Here is a 17,499-nt window from a genome sequence, read left to right on the forward strand (position 1 = left end):
GGCGGAGCGGGACGCCCCGGCGCCCCCGCCGCGGGTGGCTTCCAGCGTCCGGCCGGCGGCTTCGCCGGTCGTCCCGGTGGTGGCGGCCGTGGTCGCGGCCCCGGTGGCGGCACCGCCGGTGCCTTCGGGCGCGGCGGCGGCAAGAGCAAGTCGCGCAAGTCGAAGCGGACGAAGAGGGCCGAATTCGAGCTGCGCGAGGCCCCGTCGCTGGGTGGCGTCAGCGTCCCCCGCGGCGACGGCAACACGGTCGTCCGCCTGCGTCGCGGCGCGTCCATCTCGGACTTCGCCGACAAGATCGACGCGAGCCCCGGCAACCTGGTGACCGTGCTGTTCCACCTCGGTGAGATGGCCACGGCGACCGAGTCCCTCGACGAGGCCACCTTTGAGGTGCTCGGCACCGAGCTCGGCTACAAGATCCAGGTCGTCTCCCCGGAGGACGAGGACCGCGAGCTGCTCGAGGGCTTCGACATCGACCTCGACCAGGAGCTCGAGGACGAGGACGACGACGTGCTGGAGATCCGGCCGCCCGTCGTCACCGTCATGGGCCACGTCGACCACGGAAAGACGCGCCTGCTCGACGCCATCCGCAACGCCAACGTCATCGAGGGCGAAGCGGGCGGCATCACGCAGCACATCGGCGCGTACCAGGTCTGGGCGCCGCACGAGGGCTACGAGCGCGCCATCACCTTCATCGACACCCCGGGTCACGAGGCGTTCACCGCCATGCGAACCCGTGGTGCGCAGGTCACCGACATCGCGATCCTCGTGGTCGCGGCCGACGACGGCATCATGCCGCAGACGGTGGAGGCCCTGAACCATGCCCAGGCGGCGAACGTGCCGATCGTGGTCGCGGTCAACAAGGTCGACAAGGAGGGGGCCAACCCCGCCAAGGTGCGCCAGCAGCTCACCGAGTACGGCCTGGTCGCCGAGGAGTACGGCGGAGACGTCATGTTCGTCGACGTGTCGGCGCTCACCGGCAAGGGCGTGGAGGACCTCCTCGAGGCCGTCCTGCTCACCGCCGACGCCGGGCTCGACCTGCGCAGCAACCCGAACAAGGACGCGCGCGGCGTGGCCATCGAGGCGCGCCTCGACAAGGGCCGCGGTGCGGTCGCGACCGTCCTCATCCAGTCGGGCACGCTCCGCGTGGGCGACGCCATCGTGGCGGGCACGGCCTACGGCCGCGTCCGGGCGATGATGGACGAGAACGGCGACGCGGTCCACGAGGCCTACCCCTCGCGACCCGTCCAGGTCCAGGGCCTCTCATCGGTCCCCGGCGCGGGCGACACCTTCCTCGTCACCGAGGAGGACCGCACCGCCCGTCAGATCGCCGAGAAGCGCGAGGCCGTCGAGCGCAACGCCCAGCTGGCCAAGGCCCGCAAGCGCATCAGCCTCGAGGACTTCACGCGTGCGCTGGAGGAGGGCAAGGTCGAGTCGCTCAACCTCATCATCAAGGGCGACGTGTCCGGTGCCGTCGAGGCGCTGGAGGAGTCGCTCATGAAGATCGAGGTGGACGACTCCGTGCAGCTGCGGATCATCCACCGCGGCGTCGGAGCGGTCACCGAGAGCGACGTCAACCTGGCGACGATCGACAACGCGATCATCATCGGGTTCAACGTCCGCCCCGACCCGAAGGCCCGCGCCCGCGCGGCCCGAGAGGGTGTCGACATCCGCTTTTACAGCGTCATCTACTCGGCGCTCGAGGAGATCGAGTCGAGCCTCACGGGCATGCTCAAGCCCGAGTTCGAGGAGGTGCAGTCCGGCGTCGCCGAGATCCGCGAGGTGTTCCGCTCCTCCAAGTTCGGCAACATCGCGGGTGTCATCGTGCGCTCGGGCACCATCACCAGGAACGCCAAGGCGCGGGTCATCCGCGACGGCGTGGTGGTGGGCGACAGCCTGGCCATCGAGTCGCTCCGCCGGTTCAAGGACGACGTGTCCGAGGTCCGCACGGACTTCGAGGCCGGAATCGGGCTCGGCAAGTTCAACGACATCCAGATCGGCGACGAGATCGAGACGATCGAGATGAAGGAGAAGCCGCGGGGCTGACCCCGGCCGATCCGGGCCCCGTTCCCCTCCTGGGGAGCGGGGCCCTCCCCGTCCCGCCACCCGCGGGACACCAGCATGACCCGGGCGCTCACGTCCGGCAGTACCCGCCACCAGCGGGGCACCAGCATGACCCGGGCGCTCACGTCCGGCAGTACCGCGACCAGCGGGACACCAGCATGACCCGGGCGCTCGCGTCCGGCAGTACCCGCGACCAGCGGGACACCAGCACTCCAGCCGGACGAGCACGCCCGGCGAGCAGCGTCACGGAAGGACGTCGACCATGGTCGATCATGCGAGGGCCAGGAAGATGGCCGACCGCATCAAGGAGATCGTCGCGCGCAAGCTCGACCGGGGGATCAAGGACCCGCGTCTCGGATTCGTGACCGTCACCGACGTGCGCGTCACGGGCGACCTGCAGCACGCCAGCATCTTCTACACGGTCTACGGCACCGACGAGGAGCGCGCCGACACGGCCGCCGCCCTCAAGTCCGCCACGGGCATGCTGCGCAGCGAGGTCGGCAAGAACATCACCGCGCGCCTCACGCCGTCGCTCGAGTTCATCCTCGACGGCGTGCCCGAGAACGCGGCCGCGATCGACGCCCTCCTCGAGGAGGCGCGCCGCCGCGACGCGGACGTGCAGGCCCAGGCGAAGGCCGGCGTCTACGCGGGCGACGAGGACCCGTACGTCAAGCCCCGCGTGATCGGGGAGGACGAGGACGACGACGATGAGGAGGGCGACGAGGACGGCGACGACGTCGACCGCTCGGCGCCCGGGTACGAGCCCGCGCACTGATCCACCGCGTCGGGCGGCTCGCCTCCGCGTGCCGGCCGCCGCGCGTCAGCTCGGCAGGGCGTACGTGCCGTCGGGCTGGCGCACCGCGAGCCCGTCGGCGATCAGCCCGCCGAGCGCGCGCCCCCGCTGCACCGGCTCCGGCCACGCCGTGGCGAGGTCGGCCGCGCTCACGGGGGAGTGGCTCGACCGCAGCTCGGCGAGCAGGAGGCCGCGCACCTGGCGGTCGGATCCCTCGTACCTCTTCTGCGTCACGCGCGCCGACCCGTCGTACGCCGGGTAGCCGGCGGCCCGCCACGCGCACAGGTCGCGGATCGGGCAGTCGTCGCAGCGCGGCGCGCGGGCCGTGCAGACCACCGCGCCCAGCTCCATGGCGCCCGCGTTGAAGACGCGCGCCTCGGCCACGTCGTCGGGCAGCTGCGCCTCCATGGCGGCGAGGTCGACGGTCGTGCGCGCGGGCCCGGGATCGCCCTGCCCGGCGACCGCGCGTGCGAGCACCCGCCGCACGTTGACGTCGACGACGGGGTGGCGGTGGCCGAAGGCGAGCGCCGCGACCGCGCGCGCCGTGTACGGGCCGATGCCGGGGAGGTCGAGCAGGGCGTCCACGTCCTCCGGGACCTCGCCGCCGTGCCGCTCGACGATCGCGACCGCGCACGCGTGCAGGTTGAGCGCGCGCCGCGGGTAGCCGAGGCGGCCCCACGCGCGGACGGCCTCGCTCGCGGGGGTGGAGGCGAGCGCCGCGGGCACGGGCCAGCGCGCCAGCCACTCCTCCAGCCGTGGGATCACCCGGACCACGGGCGTCTGCTGCAGCATGAACTCGCTGACGAGGATGCCCCAGGATCCGAACCCCTCGCGCCGCCAGGGGAGGTCGCGCGCGTTCTCCCGGAACCACGCGTTCACGTCTCGGGCGAGGGCGGTCTCCGGCATCCGGCCAGCGTACGAGATGATGAGCCTAGGCTCGGCCCATGTCCCTGTACCGCGCCTCCCGCGCCGAGGTCCTCTCCTCGCTCGCTGACGAGTTCCTGCACAACTACGGGCGGGGGCGCGCGTTCCTCGCCGTCGACGGCGGGCCGCTCGCGGATCCCGTCGCCTTCGCCCGCGACCTCGCCGACGTCCTGCGCGCGGACGGGCACGGGGCGTACGTCGCCGCGGCCGCCGACTCCGCGCCCGACGGCGGCGCTCCGGACGCCGCCGCCCTCCGCGACAGGCTCGTGCGGCCGTTCCGCCGTGCGGGCACGCCGTTCGCGCTGCGGCCCGACGGCGATGCCGTGACGGACGCCCCCGACGACGCGGTGCTGATCGTGGCGGGCGACGCCCTGCAGACGGCGGAGCTGCGCGGCCTGTGGAACGCCGTCGTCTACCTGCTGCTGCCCGACGAGCCGCTCGCGACCTCCGGCGGCGACGCGGGATCCGCCGCGCAGGAGGCCCACGCCCGCTACATCCGCGCGGTGAACCCGCGACGCGCGGCGACCATGATCGTCGACGTCACCCACCCCGACCTCCCGCGCCGCGTCTTCGCCGACAGCTGCTGAGGCCCGACGGCGTCCGGCAACCCGTCCGGCAACCCGTCCGCCTCGGCTCGCCGGCGGATCAGCGCGGGATGAGCCGCGCGAGCTCTGCGGGGGAGACGTGCCGTCCGCTGGCCTCCAGGCCGTGCACGAGCTGCGCGAGCGCGGCGTTGACGGGGGCGTCCACCCCGGCACCGGGCGCGAGGGCCGACACCGCGCCGTTGAGGTGATCCACCTCGGTCGGGCGGTTGCGGCGGATGCTCTGCAGCGTCGACCCGGGATTCGGCACCTGGCCCATGTTCCGGGCGAGCGACACCGGCAGGCGCTCGGCGAGGGGGAGCGGCGCCGACGCGAACAACCGGAGCCTGCGGTGGGTGAGGCCGCCGAGCCGGCCGAACGTCACGCCGCGCGCGAGGCCCGTCCGCACGGTCTCCTGCATGGCGCGCGCGACGATGCGCCGGAGCACGGGCTCGGCGATGACCGCCTGCACGCTGAGGCCGGTGATCGCCGGCACCGCGTTGATCCCGTTGATGACGAGCTTGGTCCACTGGGCCCCGAGGAAGTCGTCCGCGACCGTGACGGGGACGACGGGATCGAGCACATCGCGAACGAGGGCGATGCCGGCGCCGGCAGGACCGTCCGCGGAGCCAATCTGCATGCCCGCCGCCGACGTGACCGTGACGAGCCCGGGCTCCGTGAGCGACGCCGCCGCGAGCGCGAGCCCGCCGACGACCTGCGAGCGAGGGAGACACTCGACGCCCATGGTGATCGCGGCGAGGCCGTTCTGCACGACCAGCACGGGGATCCCGCGGAGCCAGCCCGCGTTCTCCGTCATGGCGTCGCGGGCGTCGGCGATCTTGGTGGCGACGATCGCGAGCTCGGGCGGGCGTCCCAGCCGCTCCGCCGCCGCGACGCGCGCGACGTGGTCGCCGTAGCCGCCGACGAGGTGCAGGCCGCGGTCCTGGATCACCCGGAGGTGCGGGCCGCGGGCCGTGACGTCGACCTCATGGCCGGCCCGTTCGAGGAGCGCCGCGATGGTGCCGCCGACCGCGCCCGCCCCCAAGACACCGATCCGCACGCGTCCTCCTCCGACCCCACCGATCCTAGGCCGGACGTCTCCGAGGGAGCCGGGCGGGGGCCCGGGCACGGCATGATGGTCAGGCCATGGAAACCCCGACCCCCCGTGCCGCTCCGTCCACCGCGAGCGGCCTGCTCCTCATCGACAAGCGCGGGGAGTGGACGAGCCACGACCTCGTCGCCCGCACGCGCCGCCTCGCCGGCACCCGCAAGGTCGGGCACGCGGGCACGCTCGACCCGATGGCGACCGGCCTCATGATCCTCGGCGTCAACAGCTCCACGCGCCTGCTCACCTACCTCGTCGGCCTCGACAAGGAGTACCTGGCGACCATCCGCCTCGGCCGCGCCACCACCACCGACGACCGGGAGGGCGAGGTCGTCTCGCGCGCCGAGCCCGGCCGCATCCGCGACCTCGCCGTCGCCGACGTGGAGCGCGCCATCGCGGACCTCCGCGGCACCATCTCGCAGGTGCCGAGCGCAGTCAGCGCCATCAAGGTCGACGGCAAGCGCGCGTACGCCCGCGTCCGCGCCGGCGAGGAGGTCGAGCTCGCCGCGCGCGAGGTCACGGTGTCCGCGTTCGACGTGCTGCGCTTCGACGCGGTGGAGGCGGAGGAGGGCGAGGAGGACGGCGCGCAGCTCGACCTCTCCGTGCGGATCACCTGCTCCTCCGGCACCTACGTGCGCGCCCTCGCGCGGGACCTCGGCCGCGCGCTCGGCGTCGGCGGCCACCTCACGGCGCTCCGCCGCACGCGCGTCGGCCCCTTCCACGTGGACGACGCCGTCGCGATCGACGACATGGTGGTCGCCGACCGGCTGATCCCGCCGGCGGACGCCGCCGCGCGCCTCTTCGACGTGCTCCACCTCACCGACCAGGAGGCCGTCGACCTCGGGCACGGCAAGAAGCTCACGACGCCCGACGAGGCGCCCACGGAGGATCCGCTCGCAGCGGTCGCGCCCGACGGCCGGCTCGTGGGGCTGGTCGGCTTCCGCGGCCGCACGGGCACGTCCATCGTCAACTTCCCGGCGGACGAGGCGGGCGCGTCGTGATCGGCTGGTTCACGGTCGCGCAGATCGCCGTCGCGGTGGTCGCGGGCGTGCTGTGCCTCGTGCTCGGCGCCGTGGGACGCAAGCCCAGCGACCTGTCGATGGGCCCGACCGCGCTCGTCGAGGTGCTCCTCGTGGGCCAGCTCGTGGTCGCGATCGTCGCGCCCGCGGTCGACAACCCGCCCTCCGGCAGCCTCATCGAGTACTACGCGTACCTGCTGAGCGGGCTGCTGATCCCGCCGCTCGCCATGTTCTGGGCGCTCGTGGAGCGCACGCGCTGGAGCACCGTGATCCTCGGGGCCTCGTGCCTCGCCATCGCGATCATGGTCTACCGGATGGACGTCATCTGGAACGTGCAGTCCGCGTGACCGCCCTCTCCCTCGGGTAGGGGATAATCGCAGGTGCCATGACTGACTCCCGTACCTCGCGCATGACCGGTCTCGGACGGGTCCTGGTCTTCTTCTACGGGCTGCTGGCCCTCGCCGCGACGGGCCGCTCGGTCACCCAGATCCTCACCAAGTACGACGAGGCCCCCGTCGCGTACACGCTCTCCGCGCTCGCCGCCGTGGTCTACATCGTCGCGACCGTCGCGCTCGTCGCCCCGGCGCGCACCCCGGAGGCCGCGCGGCGCTGGTACCGGATCGCCTTCGCCACCATCGCGTTCGAGCTCGTCGGCGTGCTCGTCGTCGGCACGCTCAGCCTCATCGACGCCCAGCTCTTCCCGCACGACAGCGTGTGGTCGGGCTACGGCTACGGCTACGGGGTCATCCCGCTCGTGCTGCCGGTGCTCGGCCTGCTGTGGCTGCGCCGCGGCGGCCGATCCCGCGTGAGCGCCGTCGACGAGCGCCCCGTGCGCGGGGACCGCTGACCGTGCTCGTCGTCCACGACCCGGCCGACGTGCCGGGCGGCTTCGGGCCGAGCGCCGTCACCATCGGCAAGTTCGACGGCGTGCACGCGGGGCACCGCGCGGTGATCCGGCGACTCCTCGGCATCGCGGAGGAGGAGGGCCTGTCCTCGGCCGTCGTCACGTTCGACCGGCACCCCGCCGCGCTCCTCGCGCCCGCCGCGCGGCCGCAGAGCCTCGTCAGCAACCGGCAGAAGATCGAGCTGCTCGCCGAGCTCGGCGTCGACGCGACCCTCATGCTCCCCTTCGACGAGCGTCTCCAGCGGCTGAGCCCGGAGGAGTTCGTCCGCACGGTGCTGGTCGACGCCCTCCGCGCCCGCGTCGTGCTCGTGGGCGAGGACTTTCGCTTCGGCGCGCAGGGCGCGGGCGACGCCGCCACGCTCACGCGCCTCGGCGAGGTGCACGGCTTCCGCACGGTCGTCGTCGGCGACGTCATGCCCGACGGCAGCCGCAAGGTCTCCTCCACGTGGATCCGCGACCTCATGGACCGCGGCGACGTCGAGGCCGCCGCCGAGCTGCTCGGCCGCGCGCCCGCCGTCCGAGGCGTCGTCGTGCACGGCGAGAAGCGCGGCCGCGAGCTCGGCTTCCCGACCGCGAACCTGTCTCCCGAGGCCGAGGGCCTCATCCCCGCCGACGGCGTCTACGCGGGCTGGCTCCGCGACGGCGACCGCACCTACCCGTCCGCCATCTCGGTCGGCACCAACCCGACCTTCGCGGGCGTCCGGCCGCGTGTTGTCGAGGCCTTCGTGCTCGACCAGACGCTTGACCTCTACGACCACGAGGTCGAGGTCGTGTTCGTCGCCCGGATCCGCGGCATGGTCGCCTACGAGGGCCGCGAGCCGCTCATCGCCCAGATGACCGACGACGTGGTGCGCACCCGGGCGCTGCTCGGGGCCTAGGTCGTGCCGGCCGCCACGCGGCTTCCCGGCTTGACCCTCACGCTGCGTGAGGCCCGATCGTGGGCGCATGACGTACTACGACGCCTTCGAGGTGAGCCCTGTTCCCGCTCCCGGACCCGACGCGGTCGCGCCTGAGCCGTTCCGGGGGATCTACGGGATGCCGTCCTTCGTGACGATCCCCACGACCGACCTGGCCGCCTCCGTCAACTTCTGGACCCGTGGCCTGGACTTCTTCGAGCTGTTCAGCGTGCCGACGCGGCTCGTCCATCTGCGCCGCTGGGCCTTCCAGGACGTGCTGCTGATCCCGACCACGTCGGCGCCGGCGCAGGTGCCTGCGCTGAGCGTCAGCTTCGCGTGCGTGCTGGACCAGATCCACGCGATCGCGGATGCCTGCCGGGCGCTGGACCCGAGCGCGGTCGGCGAGCCGCGGGACACGCCATGGGGCACGCGGGATGTCGAGGTGATCACGCCGGAGAGGGCGCGGGTCGTCCTCACCGCCGCGAAGCCCTTCGATCCGGCCAGCGAGGCGGCCCGGAACCTGGAGGCGATCGGCATCACCGCACGCGGCCCCGGCGTCGTGGAGGATGGTGGCCGTGCCCGATGACCGCGATGCCGCGGACCTGACCGTCGGTCAGGCCGCTGCCCTCCTCGACCTGACGGTCCGGACGCTGCACCACTGGGACGAGATCGACCTCGCGAGCCCGTCCTCCCGATCGGCTGCCGGATACCGGCTCTACGCGGCGAGCGACCTCGACCGGCTGCGCCGCATCGTCGTCTACCGCGAGCTGGGGCTGGAGCTGGACGAGATCCGACGCGTCATCGACGACCCGGGCACCCCGACCGTCGCCGCGCTCCGGGACCAGCGGACGCAGGTCGTCGAGCGGATCCGCCATCTGGAGTCGCTGCGCGATGGCCTCGATCGGATGGTCGACGCGCACGAGCACGGTCTGCTCCTCAGCGCCGAGGAGCAGACCGCGACGTTCGGGCCGGGATGGAACCCGCGGTGGCCGGTCGAGGCGCGGCAGCGCTACGGCGACACCGCCGAGTGGCAGCAGTACGCCGAGCGCTCCGCCTCACTCACCGCGGCGGACTGGAAGGACGTCGCCGACGCGGCGTCGGCGTTCGACCGGAGCATCGCCGAGGCGCTGGACGCGGGCATCGAGCCGGGCAGTCCCGCCGCGGACGCGCTCGTCGACCGGCACCGTGCCGTGTTCTCGGCGTACTTCCCGATTCACACGCGAGATGCAGGTCGTCCTCGGCCGCATGTACGAGGCCGATCCCGCCTTCGCCGCGCACTACGACGGGGTGCGCACCGGACTCGCCGCCTGGCTGCGGCGCAGCATCGACGCCAGCGCGCGTGCCCACGGCATCGACCCCGACACGGCGACCTGGCGGTAGTCCGCCGTCGTGTCGGGGGATCCCCGTCGTTCAGGCGGCGCCGTCGGCCCCGTCCTCCGGCAGCGCTGTGGCGTCGCCCTCGGGGCGGGGCGTGCGGCCGAAGAGGTACATGATCAGCGTGGATGCGGTCGCCTCGATCGCGGGACCGTGGCCGACGCTCCAGCCGGCGTCCGACGCGCGCAGCGTGCGCGCCCGGAGCACCCCGCGGATCTGCGCCGGTGCGATCGCCGCGCGCGCCACCGCGACGGCGCCGGTCGAGCGGGGGTCGAGCGTCAGGTCGGCCTTCAGCGCGTGCGCGATGTCGTACGCGTGCACGACCACCTCGAGCAGCTCGGGGAGGCGCTTGCGGCCCTTCCCCGCGCGCTTGTGGGCGGCGATGGCGCGGATCCGGGCGAGGATCTCCTCGGGGGAGCGGGCCGCCTCGTCGGCGCTGAGGTCGTCCATCACGTGCATGGGGTTGAGGTGCGGGCGGCGGCGCATCGAGCCCACGGCCGTGCGCACCATGGCGGCGTTGCTCGCGCCGACGCGCCAGACGATGTGGCCGGCGACGTCGCGCACTGTCCAGCCCTCGCACATGCTCGCGGCCTCCCAGCCGGCGGCGTCGAGGGACGCGAGGAGGTCGGCGGTGCGGTCGAGCACGTCGGCGATCTCGTCGCTCCAGACCCCGGTGACCTTCGCCTCGGGCTCGGACGCGCGCTGGCTGAGGGGCAGGTGCCGGGAGATCTCGCTCATGGCCGAGAGCCTATTCCGGCCGCCGTAGAATCTGGTGGTGACGACGACTCCCGCAGCTCCCCGTGCGGGCGCGCTCCTCGCCCTGGTCGGCATCGTGCTGGTCGCCCTGAACCTCCGCACCGCCGTCGCCGTCTTCTCGCCGATCGTGGACGAGATCGGCCGCGACGTGCCGCTCGACAGCGTCTCCATCGGCGTGCTCGGCGCGCTGCCGCCGGTCTGCTTCGCGCTGTTCGGCCTGCTCGCGCCCGCGATCTCCCGCCGGCTCGGCCTCGAGCTCACCGTCGTGGTGGGGCTCGTCGCGATGGTGGTCGGGCACCTGCTGCGCGCCGGATCCGACACCGTGGTCGTCTTCGGCCTCGGCACGATCCTGTCGCTCGCGGGCATGGGCCTCGGCAACGTGCTCCTGCCGCCGCTCGTGAAGAAGTACTTCCCCGGGCGGATCGGGCCGCTCACGTCGCTCACGACCGTGATGATGTCGATCAGCACGGGCGTGCCCTCGCTCGTCGCCGCGCCCCTGGCCGACGGCGCGGGCTGGCGCGTGGCGATCGGCGCGTGGGCCGCCGTCGCGGTCGTCGCGCTCGTGCCGTGGGTCGCGCTCCTCGTCCAGCACCGCCGCGACACCCGACGCGAGCGCGCGGCAGCGGCCGCGCTCGACCAGGTGGACGAGGTGCCCGCCGCCATCACGGGCCGCGTGTTCCGCTCGCCGGTCGCGTGGGCGCTCGTCGGGATCCAGGCCGCCTCGTCGTTCAACGCCTACGCGATGTTCGCGTGGCTGCCCGCGCTCCTGCAGGACACCGCGGGGCAGCCGCCCGTCGCGTCCGGCGCGCTGCTCGCCGTGTTCGGGTTCATGGGGCTGCCGGCGGCGATCATCATGCCGATCCTCGCGGCGCGCATGCGGAACGTCGGAATCCTCATCCAGGTCGGCGTGCTCTTCTTCGTCGTCGGCTACGTCGGGCTGCTGGTCGCACCCGCCGCCGCTCCGCTGCTCTGGGTGGCCGCCGCCGGATCCGGCCCGCTGCTGTTCCCGCTGGTCTTCGTGCTGATCAACCTGCGCACCCGCACGCACGGGGGAGTGGTCGCCCTCAGCGGCTTCGTGCAGGGCATCGGCTACTCGGTCGGCGCGATCGGCCCGCTCATGTTCGGCGTGCTGCACGAGATCACCGACAGCTGGACCGCGCCGCTGCTGATGCTGTTCGCGATGGTCGCGGTGGCGTCGGCCTCCGGCTTCTACCTCGCGAAGCCCCGCATGCTCGAGGACACGTGGGACCGGGCACCCCGCGAGGCCGTGCGCGAGCGCTGACGCGCTCCGGCGGCGAGCTCAGAAGCTCGGGACCATCTCCCGGCGGTGCACGAGCGCGCCCGCGCCGATGATCGGCCCGTCCGCCGAGAGGCCGGAGGGCACGACGCGCGTCTTGGTCACGAAGCCGAACTGCTGGCGGAGGGCGATGGGCTCGCGGATCATGTCGAAGAGGTCGGGCGTGACGCGGCTGAAGCCGCCGCCGATCGCGACGACGTCGAGGTCGACGAGCGAGCTGGCCGACGCGATGGCGCGGCCGATTGCGAGGCCCGCGCGCCGTACCGCAGCCACGGCCGTCTCGTCGCCGTCGCGGTAGGAGGCCGCGAGGTCCTCGCCGGTGGATCCCGTCCACCCCTGCGCGCGCGCCCACGCGACGCTCTTCGGTCCCGACGCGATCGCCTCCACGCAGCCCTGCCCGCCGCAGGTGCACGGGTCGTCGAACCCGGCGACCTCGACGTGGCCGATGTGGCCGGCGTTGCCCGTGGATCCCGCGGCGGTGCGGCCGCCCAGCACGAGCCCGCCGCCGATGCCCGTGGAGACGATCATGCCCATCATGTGGTCGTGGCCCCGGCCGGCGCCGACCCAGTGCTCGGCGAGCGTGATCGCGAGGCCGTCCATCTGCAGGGTGGTGGGCACGCCGGGCGTGAGCTCGGCGACGCGGTCGCGCAGCGGGTAGTCGCGCCACGCGGGCACGTTGAGCGGCGAGACGAGGCCGTGCGGCACGTCGACGGGGCCGGCTGCCGCGAGGCCCGTGCCGACGAGCTCCGCGTCGTCGGGCAGGGCGGCGAGCGCCTGCCGGGCCACCCCGAGGACGGCGTCGAGCAGCTCGTCGGCGGATCGCTCCGGCCCCGTCGGCCCGCGGAAGCGGCTGCCCTCGAGCACGCGGCCCGCATCGTCCACGAGCGCGGACTCGACCTTGGTGCCGCCGAAGTCGATGGCGAGCGCGAGCGTGCGAGGCATCTTCGTCCTGTCCCGGTCCCGGATCCGCCCGTCGACCGGCGTCCAGGATACGGGCGGTGGGCGGGCCGTCCGCGGGACGCGCGGCCCGCCGTCCGTGGTCCGCGTCGCCTCGACGCAGATCACCGTGTCACCTGTGTGGAATTCACTGACCCGACCGGCGGTCGGCATCTAGGCTCGGCACGTGGATCCCGATCACACCCCTGGACGACCCCCGCGCGAGGCATCCGACCCGCGCGCCGACGACGTCCCGCCCTCCCGCCGCGGGGGCGCCCCCGCCCTCGAGCACACCGATGCCGCCGAGGCGCGCCGCGCCTCCCGCGAGCTCGACGAGGGCATGCCGGCCTCCGTCGGCCTCGAGGACGAGCACGCCGACATCCGCACGCGCTTCCCCGCCCTGCCCGGCGCCTTCCTCGCGGAGGCCCGGGAGTCCACCGTCTTCCTCCCGTACGAGTTCGTCTTCCGTCGGCTCATCGACCTGCCTCCGCTCATCGTCTGGGACGCGGTCTCCGACGCCGACATGCTCTCCGGCTGGCTCGCCGAGGCGTCCATGGACGCGGCGGACGGCGGTGAGTTCTGGTTCGAGTGGATGACGGTGCCCGACCGCGGCTTCGCCTCCGCATCCGGCGGCGTCATCACGCGCTTCGAGGAGGGGCGGGCGATCGACTTCACCTTCCTGCACGAGGACGAGGTCTCAGCCCGCTTCCTCCTCCGCCTGCATGAGGTGCCCGGCGGCCCGCGCGACCGGCAGACGGAGATCGTCGTCACCGTCTCCGGGTTCATCCCCACGGGCGTCGCCACCATGCTCAAAGCCAGCTGGCGCCTGCACCTCGACCTGCTCGAGGACCTGGTCCACGGCAGCCCGGTGGACTGGGCGACGTGCGAGGTCGAGCACGGTGCCACCTGGCGCCGGTACCTGGCCGAGCTCGAGTCCGCCGAGGGCTGATCCCGCAGGCGGCGTCCACCGCTCGTCCCGGCTGCTGGGAGCCGCTTGCCAGGCTGATTGCCTAGCGTGAGGGAATGACTTCGCCGAGCGCCGCCTCCCGTCTCGCCCTCGTGACCGGAGCGACGGGCTACATCGGCGGTCGGCTCGTGCCCCGCCTGCTCGACGCCGGATTCCGGGTGCGCGTGCTCGTGCGCGATCCCCGCCGCCTCACCGACGTCCCCTGGCGCGACGACGTGGAGGTGGTGCAGGGCGACCTGTCGGATGCCGCCACCCTCGTGCCCGCGGTCGACGGCGTCGACGTCCTCTACTACCTCGTGCACGGCATGGGGTCGAAGGGCGACTTCGCCTCGTCCGAGCGCGCATCCGCCGAGCACGTCGCCACCGCGGCGAAGGCCGCGGGCGTGGGCCGCATCGTCTACCTGGGCGGGCTGCACCCCGACACCCCGGAGCTCTCGAAGCACCTCGCGAGCCGCAAGGCCGTGGGCGACGTGCTGCTCGCGAGCGGCGTGCCGACCATCGCGCTGCAGGCGGGCGTGGTCATCGGATCCGGCTCTACGTCGTTCGAGATGATCCGCCACCTCACCGAGGTCCTGCCCTTCATGCCCGCGCCCGGGTGGGTGCGCAACTTCATCCAGCCCATCGCGATCCGCGACGTGCTGTACTACCTCGTCGCCGCGGCCGACCTGCCGGACGGCCTCAACCGCACCTTCGACATCGGCGGGCCCGACGTGCTCCGCTACGGGCAGATGATGAACGGCTACGCGGTCGAGGCCGGCCTGCCGCAGCGGCCCATCGCCTCCATCCCGGTCTTCGCCCCGCGCCTCGCCGCGCACTGGGTCAACGTCGTCACGCCCATCCCGAGGTCGCTCGCGGTGCCGATCATCGAGTCGCTGCAGTACGACTGCGTGATGGGCGAGCACGACATCTCGAGCTACATCCCGGATCCCGAGGGCGGCCTCACCGGCTACCGCCGCTCCGTGCGCCTCGCCCTCGGCCGGATGCGCGACGGCGTCGTCGAGACCAGCTGGAAGGACTCGGCCGTGGTCGGCGCGCCCAGCGACCTGCTGCCGAGCGACCCCGACTGGTCGGGCCACACCGTGTACCTCGACCTCAAGGAGCGCTCGACCGACGCGGCGCCCGAGGACCTCTGGGCCGTGATCGAGTCGATCGGCGGAGAGAACGGCTGGTACTCGCTGCCGGTCGCATGGGCCGCCCGCGGCTGGATGGACAAGCTCGCCGGCGGCGTGGGCCTGCGTCGCGGCCGACGCAGCGCGACGACCCTGCAGACGGGCGACGCGTTGGACTTCTGGCGTGTCGAGAACATCGAGCGCGGATCCTCGCTGCGGCTGCGCGCCGAGATGAAGGTGCCCGGCGAGGCATGGCTCGAGCTGAGCTCCACGCCCCGCGAGGGCGGCGGCAGCGACTACCGGCAGCGCGCGATCTTCTTCCCCTCCGGGCTCGCCGGCCGCCTGTACTGGTTCTCGATCCTGCCCTTCCACGGCGTGATCTTCACGTCGATGGCCACCCGGATCACCGCGAAGGCGCTCGCCGCGACGAAGCGCCGCGAGGCCGAGCGCGCTCTCGAGGGGGCCGCGCGGTGAGCCGGCGGATCGGGGCCCCGCGCATCGGCCTGATCCTCCTGACCCTCGTGGGCATCGCCCTCGCGTCGGCCGGCCTCGCGACCGCGGTGACGATGAGCGTGTCGGCGCCCGTGCAGGCGCGGGCCGACCTCGCGATCATCTCGGGTGACGGGTCCGCGGCCGGCCGGACGCCGTCGGCGAAGGGCACGCCCGACCCGGCGGCCTCCGAGGCGTGGAAGCCCGTGCCGGTGGACGCGGCCGACGACCGCGGCGTCACCGACCTCACCGACTGCGCCGCGTCGCGCGTCACCATCGACGTGCTCGGCATCCCGCTCAACCCCGGGCAGGCGGGCGCCCTCGTGGCGACGATCCTGTCCCTCCCGCTCCTCATCGCCGTCGCCGTGCTCGTCCTGTCCCCGCGCCAGCGCCGGAGGTGGCGACGCGTGGCGCGCCGGCAGCGCGGCTGAGGTCGGCCCGGATCCGGTGACTTCCGCGGGCGCGGGGACCATGATGGGCACGACGAGAGGCGGATCCATGGCACCGCGCGAACGCACGACCGTCCTCCTGGGCGACAGCCTGACGGGGGACGGCGGCTGGGGCGGCATCGTCCCCGGGCCCGACGGCGACGCGGACGGGGCGCGGATCGTGGACCTCGGCCGGCCAGGCCAGCGGACCGACGACGTGCTCGGGCTCCTGCCGGAGGCCGTGGCCGCCGATCCCTCGACGGTCGTGGTGTCCTGCGGCACGCACGACCTGGGATCCGCGCGGCGCGGTCCCGAGGAGACGGTCCGCGGGCTGGAGACGATCCTCGCGCACCTGCGACGCGACCTGCCCGCGGCCCGGATCGTCGTGCTCTCGGTGCCGCCACGCCAGCGTGAGCACGCCGAGCGGATCCGCGTCGTCAACGTCCACACCCGCCAGTACGCGCGCGCCGTCCGCGCCGAGCACGTGGACCTGTGGCCCGCCCTCGGCTTCGGCGACGGCGAGCTCGCTCCCACCCTCACGGACGACCGACTGCACCTGAACGACGACGGGGCCGCGGCGGTCCGCGCGGTGCTCGCACCCGTGCTCGCCGCGCGGGACGACGAGCACGACGACGACCACGACGACGACGGTTCCGCCGACGCCGACGCCGACGCTGGCGCCGACGCGGACGCGGGGGGTCCGGCCCGCTCCTAGCGGTCCGACGCGTCCGGTCCGGGGGAGCGCAGCGAGCCGACACTCGCGAGGATCACGCCGAGCTTGCGTCGCCACCAGTCGCGCGGCGTCGCGGCTGATCCCGTCGACACCTCGCCCGCGAACCGCGCGGTGACGCGGTCCACCGTGCCCAGCGCGTCGCGCTGGGCTCGCTCCTCGCGCGCGTGCATCGCGTCCGGTGCGCCCGCGGAGTGCGCGGGGCCGCCGCGCCGCGACGCACGGGACGCCGCCTCCGGATCCGCGTCGGCATCGGCCGCCTGGTCGGCGGCGATCCCGTCGGCGGCGAGGCTGAGCAGCCCGCGACCCCTGGCGGCCGGCAGCAGCGCGTCCGCGAGGGGCGCGGACGACGCGGGCGGGTCCGCGGCGGCGCCTCCTGCGGCGAGCACGCGCTCCCACCCCACGTAAGACTCGACCGCGATGTCGAGCACGAGGTCGAGCACCAGCACCGCATCCGCCTCGGCGAACCCCATCCGGGAGAGGTCGCGGATCGACCCGGTGAAGCGCAGGACGGCCTGGTCGGGGGCCGTGTCGAGGTGGCGGATCGCGCTCGCGAGGCCCGGGTGCCGGTCGTACATGTCCCAGACGCTCTCGACGGCCTGCTCGAGGTAGGTGCGCCACGAGGTGTCGTCCGGCGCGGTGAGCACGGCGGCGGGGGAGTCGGGGACCTCCGGCCACTCCATCCGCGCGATGGCGGTGTCGCAGGCGAGGAGGACGATGTCGTCGTGGTTGGCGACGTGACGGTACAGCGTCGAGTGGTCGACGCCGAGGCGATGGGCGAGGGAGGTGAGGGTGAGGGTGCTGAGGCCGACCTCGAGGGCCGCCTCCGCGATCAGCCTCCGCGAGACGCGCGCGGGCCTCCCGACCCGACCGGCTCGCCGCTCCATGCGCCCGATCCTATCGGGACGGCGCCAGGGGTTTGGGCGCAAAGGATCCCGCGACGGGGAGCGCGGAGGACGCGACGCGACCGGTGCTCGCGGCTCCGTCGGACGGGGCCCGCAGCCGCCGCGGCTAGCTGTAGTTCCTCGGGAGGTTGTGAACGCGTGAGCGGATAGCGAAGACCTCCGGGACGATGTGAGTTACCAAGCACACGTCATCACCGGAGGTCTTCGTGACTCACGCTAACGCCC

At 73.7% G+C, this 17,499-nt stretch carries 18 protein-coding genes and 1 pseudogene; 14 read left to right on the forward strand and 5 right to left on the reverse strand.

The features are described 5' to 3' along the window. The coding region (infB, locus tag HDR73_RS02490) for a translation initiation factor IF-2 (RefSeq protein ID WP_287136208.1) at nt 1-2,043 on the forward strand (2,043 nt) is incomplete at its 5' end. Nucleotides 2,044-2,323: 280 nt separating this feature from the next. Then, entirely contained in the window at nt 2,324-2,836 is a 513-nt protein-coding gene (rbfA, locus tag HDR73_RS02495; RefSeq protein ID WP_012299186.1) for a 30S ribosome-binding factor RbfA, read from the forward strand. A 45-nt stretch (nt 2,837-2,881) separates the two neighbouring features. Here rbfA and HDR73_RS02500 read toward each other — a convergent pair whose 3' ends face one another. Then, the gene (locus HDR73_RS02500; protein WP_041464572.1) at nt 2,882-3,760 is read right to left on the reverse strand and encodes an iron-sulfur binding domain-containing protein; all 879 of its coding nucleotides are present in this window, start codon (nt 3,758-3,760) and stop codon (nt 2,882-2,884) included. Between the two features lie 38 nt (nt 3,761-3,798). Between HDR73_RS02500 and HDR73_RS02505 the strand changes: the two genes are divergently transcribed. Next, nucleotides 3,799-4,365: a nucleoside/nucleotide kinase family protein gene (locus HDR73_RS02505; protein ID WP_012299184.1), complete on the forward strand. Its 567-nt coding sequence runs from the start codon at nt 3,799-3,801 to the stop codon at nt 4,363-4,365. Between the two features lie 58 nt (nt 4,366-4,423). Here the strand turns inward: HDR73_RS02505 and HDR73_RS02510 are convergent, their stop codons facing one another. Beyond that, nucleotides 4,424-5,419 carry a ketopantoate reductase family protein gene (locus tag HDR73_RS02510; protein WP_012299183.1) on the reverse strand — a complete coding sequence of 332 codons (996 nt, stop codon included), beginning with the start codon at nt 5,417-5,419 and terminating at the stop codon, nt 4,424-4,426. A gap of 86 nt (nt 5,420-5,505) precedes the next feature. Here HDR73_RS02510 and truB point away from each other — a divergent pair, with 86 nt between their 5' ends. The 6 genes and pseudogenes from truB (at nt 5,506) to HDR73_RS02540 (ending at nt 9,663) form a co-directional block, all read left to right on the forward strand. Beyond that, nucleotides 5,506-6,465 carry a tRNA pseudouridine(55) synthase TruB gene (gene truB / locus HDR73_RS02515; RefSeq protein WP_012299182.1) on the forward strand — a complete coding sequence of 320 codons (960 nt, stop codon included), beginning with the start codon at nt 5,506-5,508 and terminating at the stop codon, nt 6,463-6,465. Then, nucleotides 6,462-6,830, forward strand: a complete 369-nt coding sequence (locus tag HDR73_RS02520; protein ID WP_012299181.1) for a hypothetical protein — start codon at nt 6,462-6,464, stop codon at nt 6,828-6,830. Before truB ends, HDR73_RS02520 begins: the two co-directional genes overlap by 4 nt. A 38-nt stretch (nt 6,831-6,868) precedes the next feature. Further along, nucleotides 6,869-7,330, forward strand: a complete 462-nt coding sequence (locus HDR73_RS02525; protein ID WP_012299180.1) for a hypothetical protein — start codon at nt 6,869-6,871, stop codon at nt 7,328-7,330. Between the two features lie 2 nt (nt 7,331-7,332). Beyond that, nucleotides 7,333-8,265, forward strand: coding sequence for a bifunctional riboflavin kinase/FAD synthetase (locus tag HDR73_RS02530; protein ID WP_012299179.1), 933 nt, complete (start codon nt 7,333-7,335; stop codon nt 8,263-8,265). A 67-nt stretch (nt 8,266-8,332) separates the two neighbouring features. After that, nucleotides 8,333-8,869 carry a VOC family protein gene (locus HDR73_RS02535; protein WP_041464571.1) on the forward strand — a complete coding sequence of 179 codons (537 nt, stop codon included), beginning with the start codon at nt 8,333-8,335 and terminating at the stop codon, nt 8,867-8,869. Continuing rightward, nucleotides 8,850-9,663 (forward strand): annotated as a pseudogene (locus HDR73_RS02540) (MerR family transcriptional regulator). The gene HDR73_RS02535 and the pseudogene HDR73_RS02540 overlap by 20 nt, the downstream one beginning before the upstream one ends. A gap of 30 nt (nt 9,664-9,693) precedes the next feature. On the opposite strand, the gene HDR73_RS02545 reads toward HDR73_RS02540, so the two are convergent. Beyond that, nucleotides 9,694-10,395, reverse strand: coding sequence for a maleylpyruvate isomerase family mycothiol-dependent enzyme (locus tag HDR73_RS02545; protein WP_012299177.1), 702 nt, complete (start codon nt 10,393-10,395; stop codon nt 9,694-9,696). A gap of 37 nt (nt 10,396-10,432) precedes the next feature. Here HDR73_RS02545 and HDR73_RS02550 point away from each other — a divergent pair, with 37 nt between their 5' ends. Further along, on the forward strand, nt 10,433-11,695 hold the full coding sequence (locus tag HDR73_RS02550) for an MFS transporter (RefSeq protein ID WP_223842616.1): 1,263 nt from the start codon (nt 10,433-10,435) through the stop codon (nt 11,693-11,695). Between the two features lie 18 nt (nt 11,696-11,713). Here HDR73_RS02550 and HDR73_RS02555 read toward each other — a convergent pair whose 3' ends face one another. Beyond that, nucleotides 11,714-12,652 (reverse strand): ROK family protein, encoded by a 939-nt coding sequence (locus HDR73_RS02555; RefSeq protein ID WP_041464570.1) that lies wholly within the window; start codon nt 12,650-12,652, stop codon nt 11,714-11,716. Between the two features lie 181 nt (nt 12,653-12,833). On the opposite strand from HDR73_RS02555, the gene HDR73_RS02560 reads away from it, so the two are divergent. The 4 genes from HDR73_RS02560 to HDR73_RS02575 all read left to right on the forward strand — a co-directional run bounded on the left by HDR73_RS02560 (nt 12,834) and on the right by HDR73_RS02575 (nt 16,354). Then, nucleotides 12,834-13,595, forward strand: a complete 762-nt coding sequence (locus HDR73_RS02560; protein ID WP_012299174.1) for an SRPBCC family protein — start codon at nt 12,834-12,836, stop codon at nt 13,593-13,595. Nucleotides 13,596-13,669: 74 nt separating this feature from the next. After that, nucleotides 13,670-15,196 carry an SDR family oxidoreductase gene (locus HDR73_RS02565; protein WP_041464569.1) on the forward strand — a complete coding sequence of 509 codons (1,527 nt, stop codon included), beginning with the start codon at nt 13,670-13,672 and terminating at the stop codon, nt 15,194-15,196. Beyond that, a complete protein-coding gene (locus tag HDR73_RS02570; RefSeq protein WP_012299172.1) occupies nt 15,193-15,642 on the forward strand; it encodes a hypothetical protein in 450 nt (149 codons plus the stop codon). Before HDR73_RS02565 ends, HDR73_RS02570 begins: the two co-directional genes overlap by 4 nt. A 67-nt stretch (nt 15,643-15,709) precedes the next feature. Next, the gene (locus HDR73_RS02575; protein ID WP_223842615.1) at nt 15,710-16,354 is read left to right on the forward strand and encodes a GDSL-type esterase/lipase family protein; all 645 of its coding nucleotides are present in this window, start codon (nt 15,710-15,712) and stop codon (nt 16,352-16,354) included. Here HDR73_RS02575 and HDR73_RS02580 read toward each other — a convergent pair. Beyond that, nucleotides 16,351-17,256 carry a TetR/AcrR family transcriptional regulator gene (locus tag HDR73_RS02580; protein ID WP_012299170.1) on the reverse strand — a complete coding sequence of 302 codons (906 nt, stop codon included), beginning with the start codon at nt 17,254-17,256 and terminating at the stop codon, nt 16,351-16,353. The genes HDR73_RS02575 and HDR73_RS02580 overlap by 4 nt on opposite strands. Nucleotides 17,257-17,499 lie beyond the last annotated feature (243 nt).

This window comes from Clavibacter sp., from assembly GCF_014802555.1.
GTDB lineage: Bacteria > Actinomycetota > Actinomycetes > Actinomycetales > Microbacteriaceae > Clavibacter > Clavibacter sepedonicus.

Coding starts and splice junctions, on each gene's coding strand:
- rbfA (WP_012299186.1), top strand. CDS start 2,324: ATGGTCGATCATGCGAGGGCCAGGAAGATGGCCGACCGCATCAAGGAG.
- HDR73_RS02500 (WP_041464572.1), bottom strand. CDS start 3,760: ATGCCGGAGACCGCCCTCGCCCGAGACGTGAACGCGTGGTTCCGGGAG.
- HDR73_RS02505 (WP_012299184.1), top strand. CDS start 3,799: ATGTCCCTGTACCGCGCCTCCCGCGCCGAGGTCCTCTCCTCGCTCGCT.
- truB (WP_012299182.1), top strand. CDS start 5,506: ATGGAAACCCCGACCCCCCGTGCCGCTCCGTCCACCGCGAGCGGCCTG.
- HDR73_RS02525 (WP_012299180.1), top strand. CDS start 6,869: ATGACTGACTCCCGTACCTCGCGCATGACCGGTCTCGGACGGGTCCTG.
- HDR73_RS02535 (WP_041464571.1), top strand. CDS start 8,333: ATGACGTACTACGACGCCTTCGAGGTGAGCCCTGTTCCCGCTCCCGGA.
- HDR73_RS02545 (WP_012299177.1), bottom strand. CDS start 10,395: ATGAGCGAGATCTCCCGGCACCTGCCCCTCAGCCAGCGCGCGTCCGAG.
- HDR73_RS02555 (WP_041464570.1), bottom strand. CDS start 12,652: ATGCCTCGCACGCTCGCGCTCGCCATCGACTTCGGCGGCACCAAGGTC.
- HDR73_RS02565 (WP_041464569.1), top strand. CDS start 13,670: ATGACTTCGCCGAGCGCCGCCTCCCGTCTCGCCCTCGTGACCGGAGCG.
- HDR73_RS02575 (WP_223842615.1), top strand. CDS start 15,710: ATGGCACCGCGCGAACGCACGACCGTCCTCCTGGGCGACAGCCTGACG.
- HDR73_RS02580 (WP_012299170.1), bottom strand. CDS start 17,256: ATGGAGCGGCGAGCCGGTCGGGTCGGGAGGCCCGCGCGCGTCTCGCGG.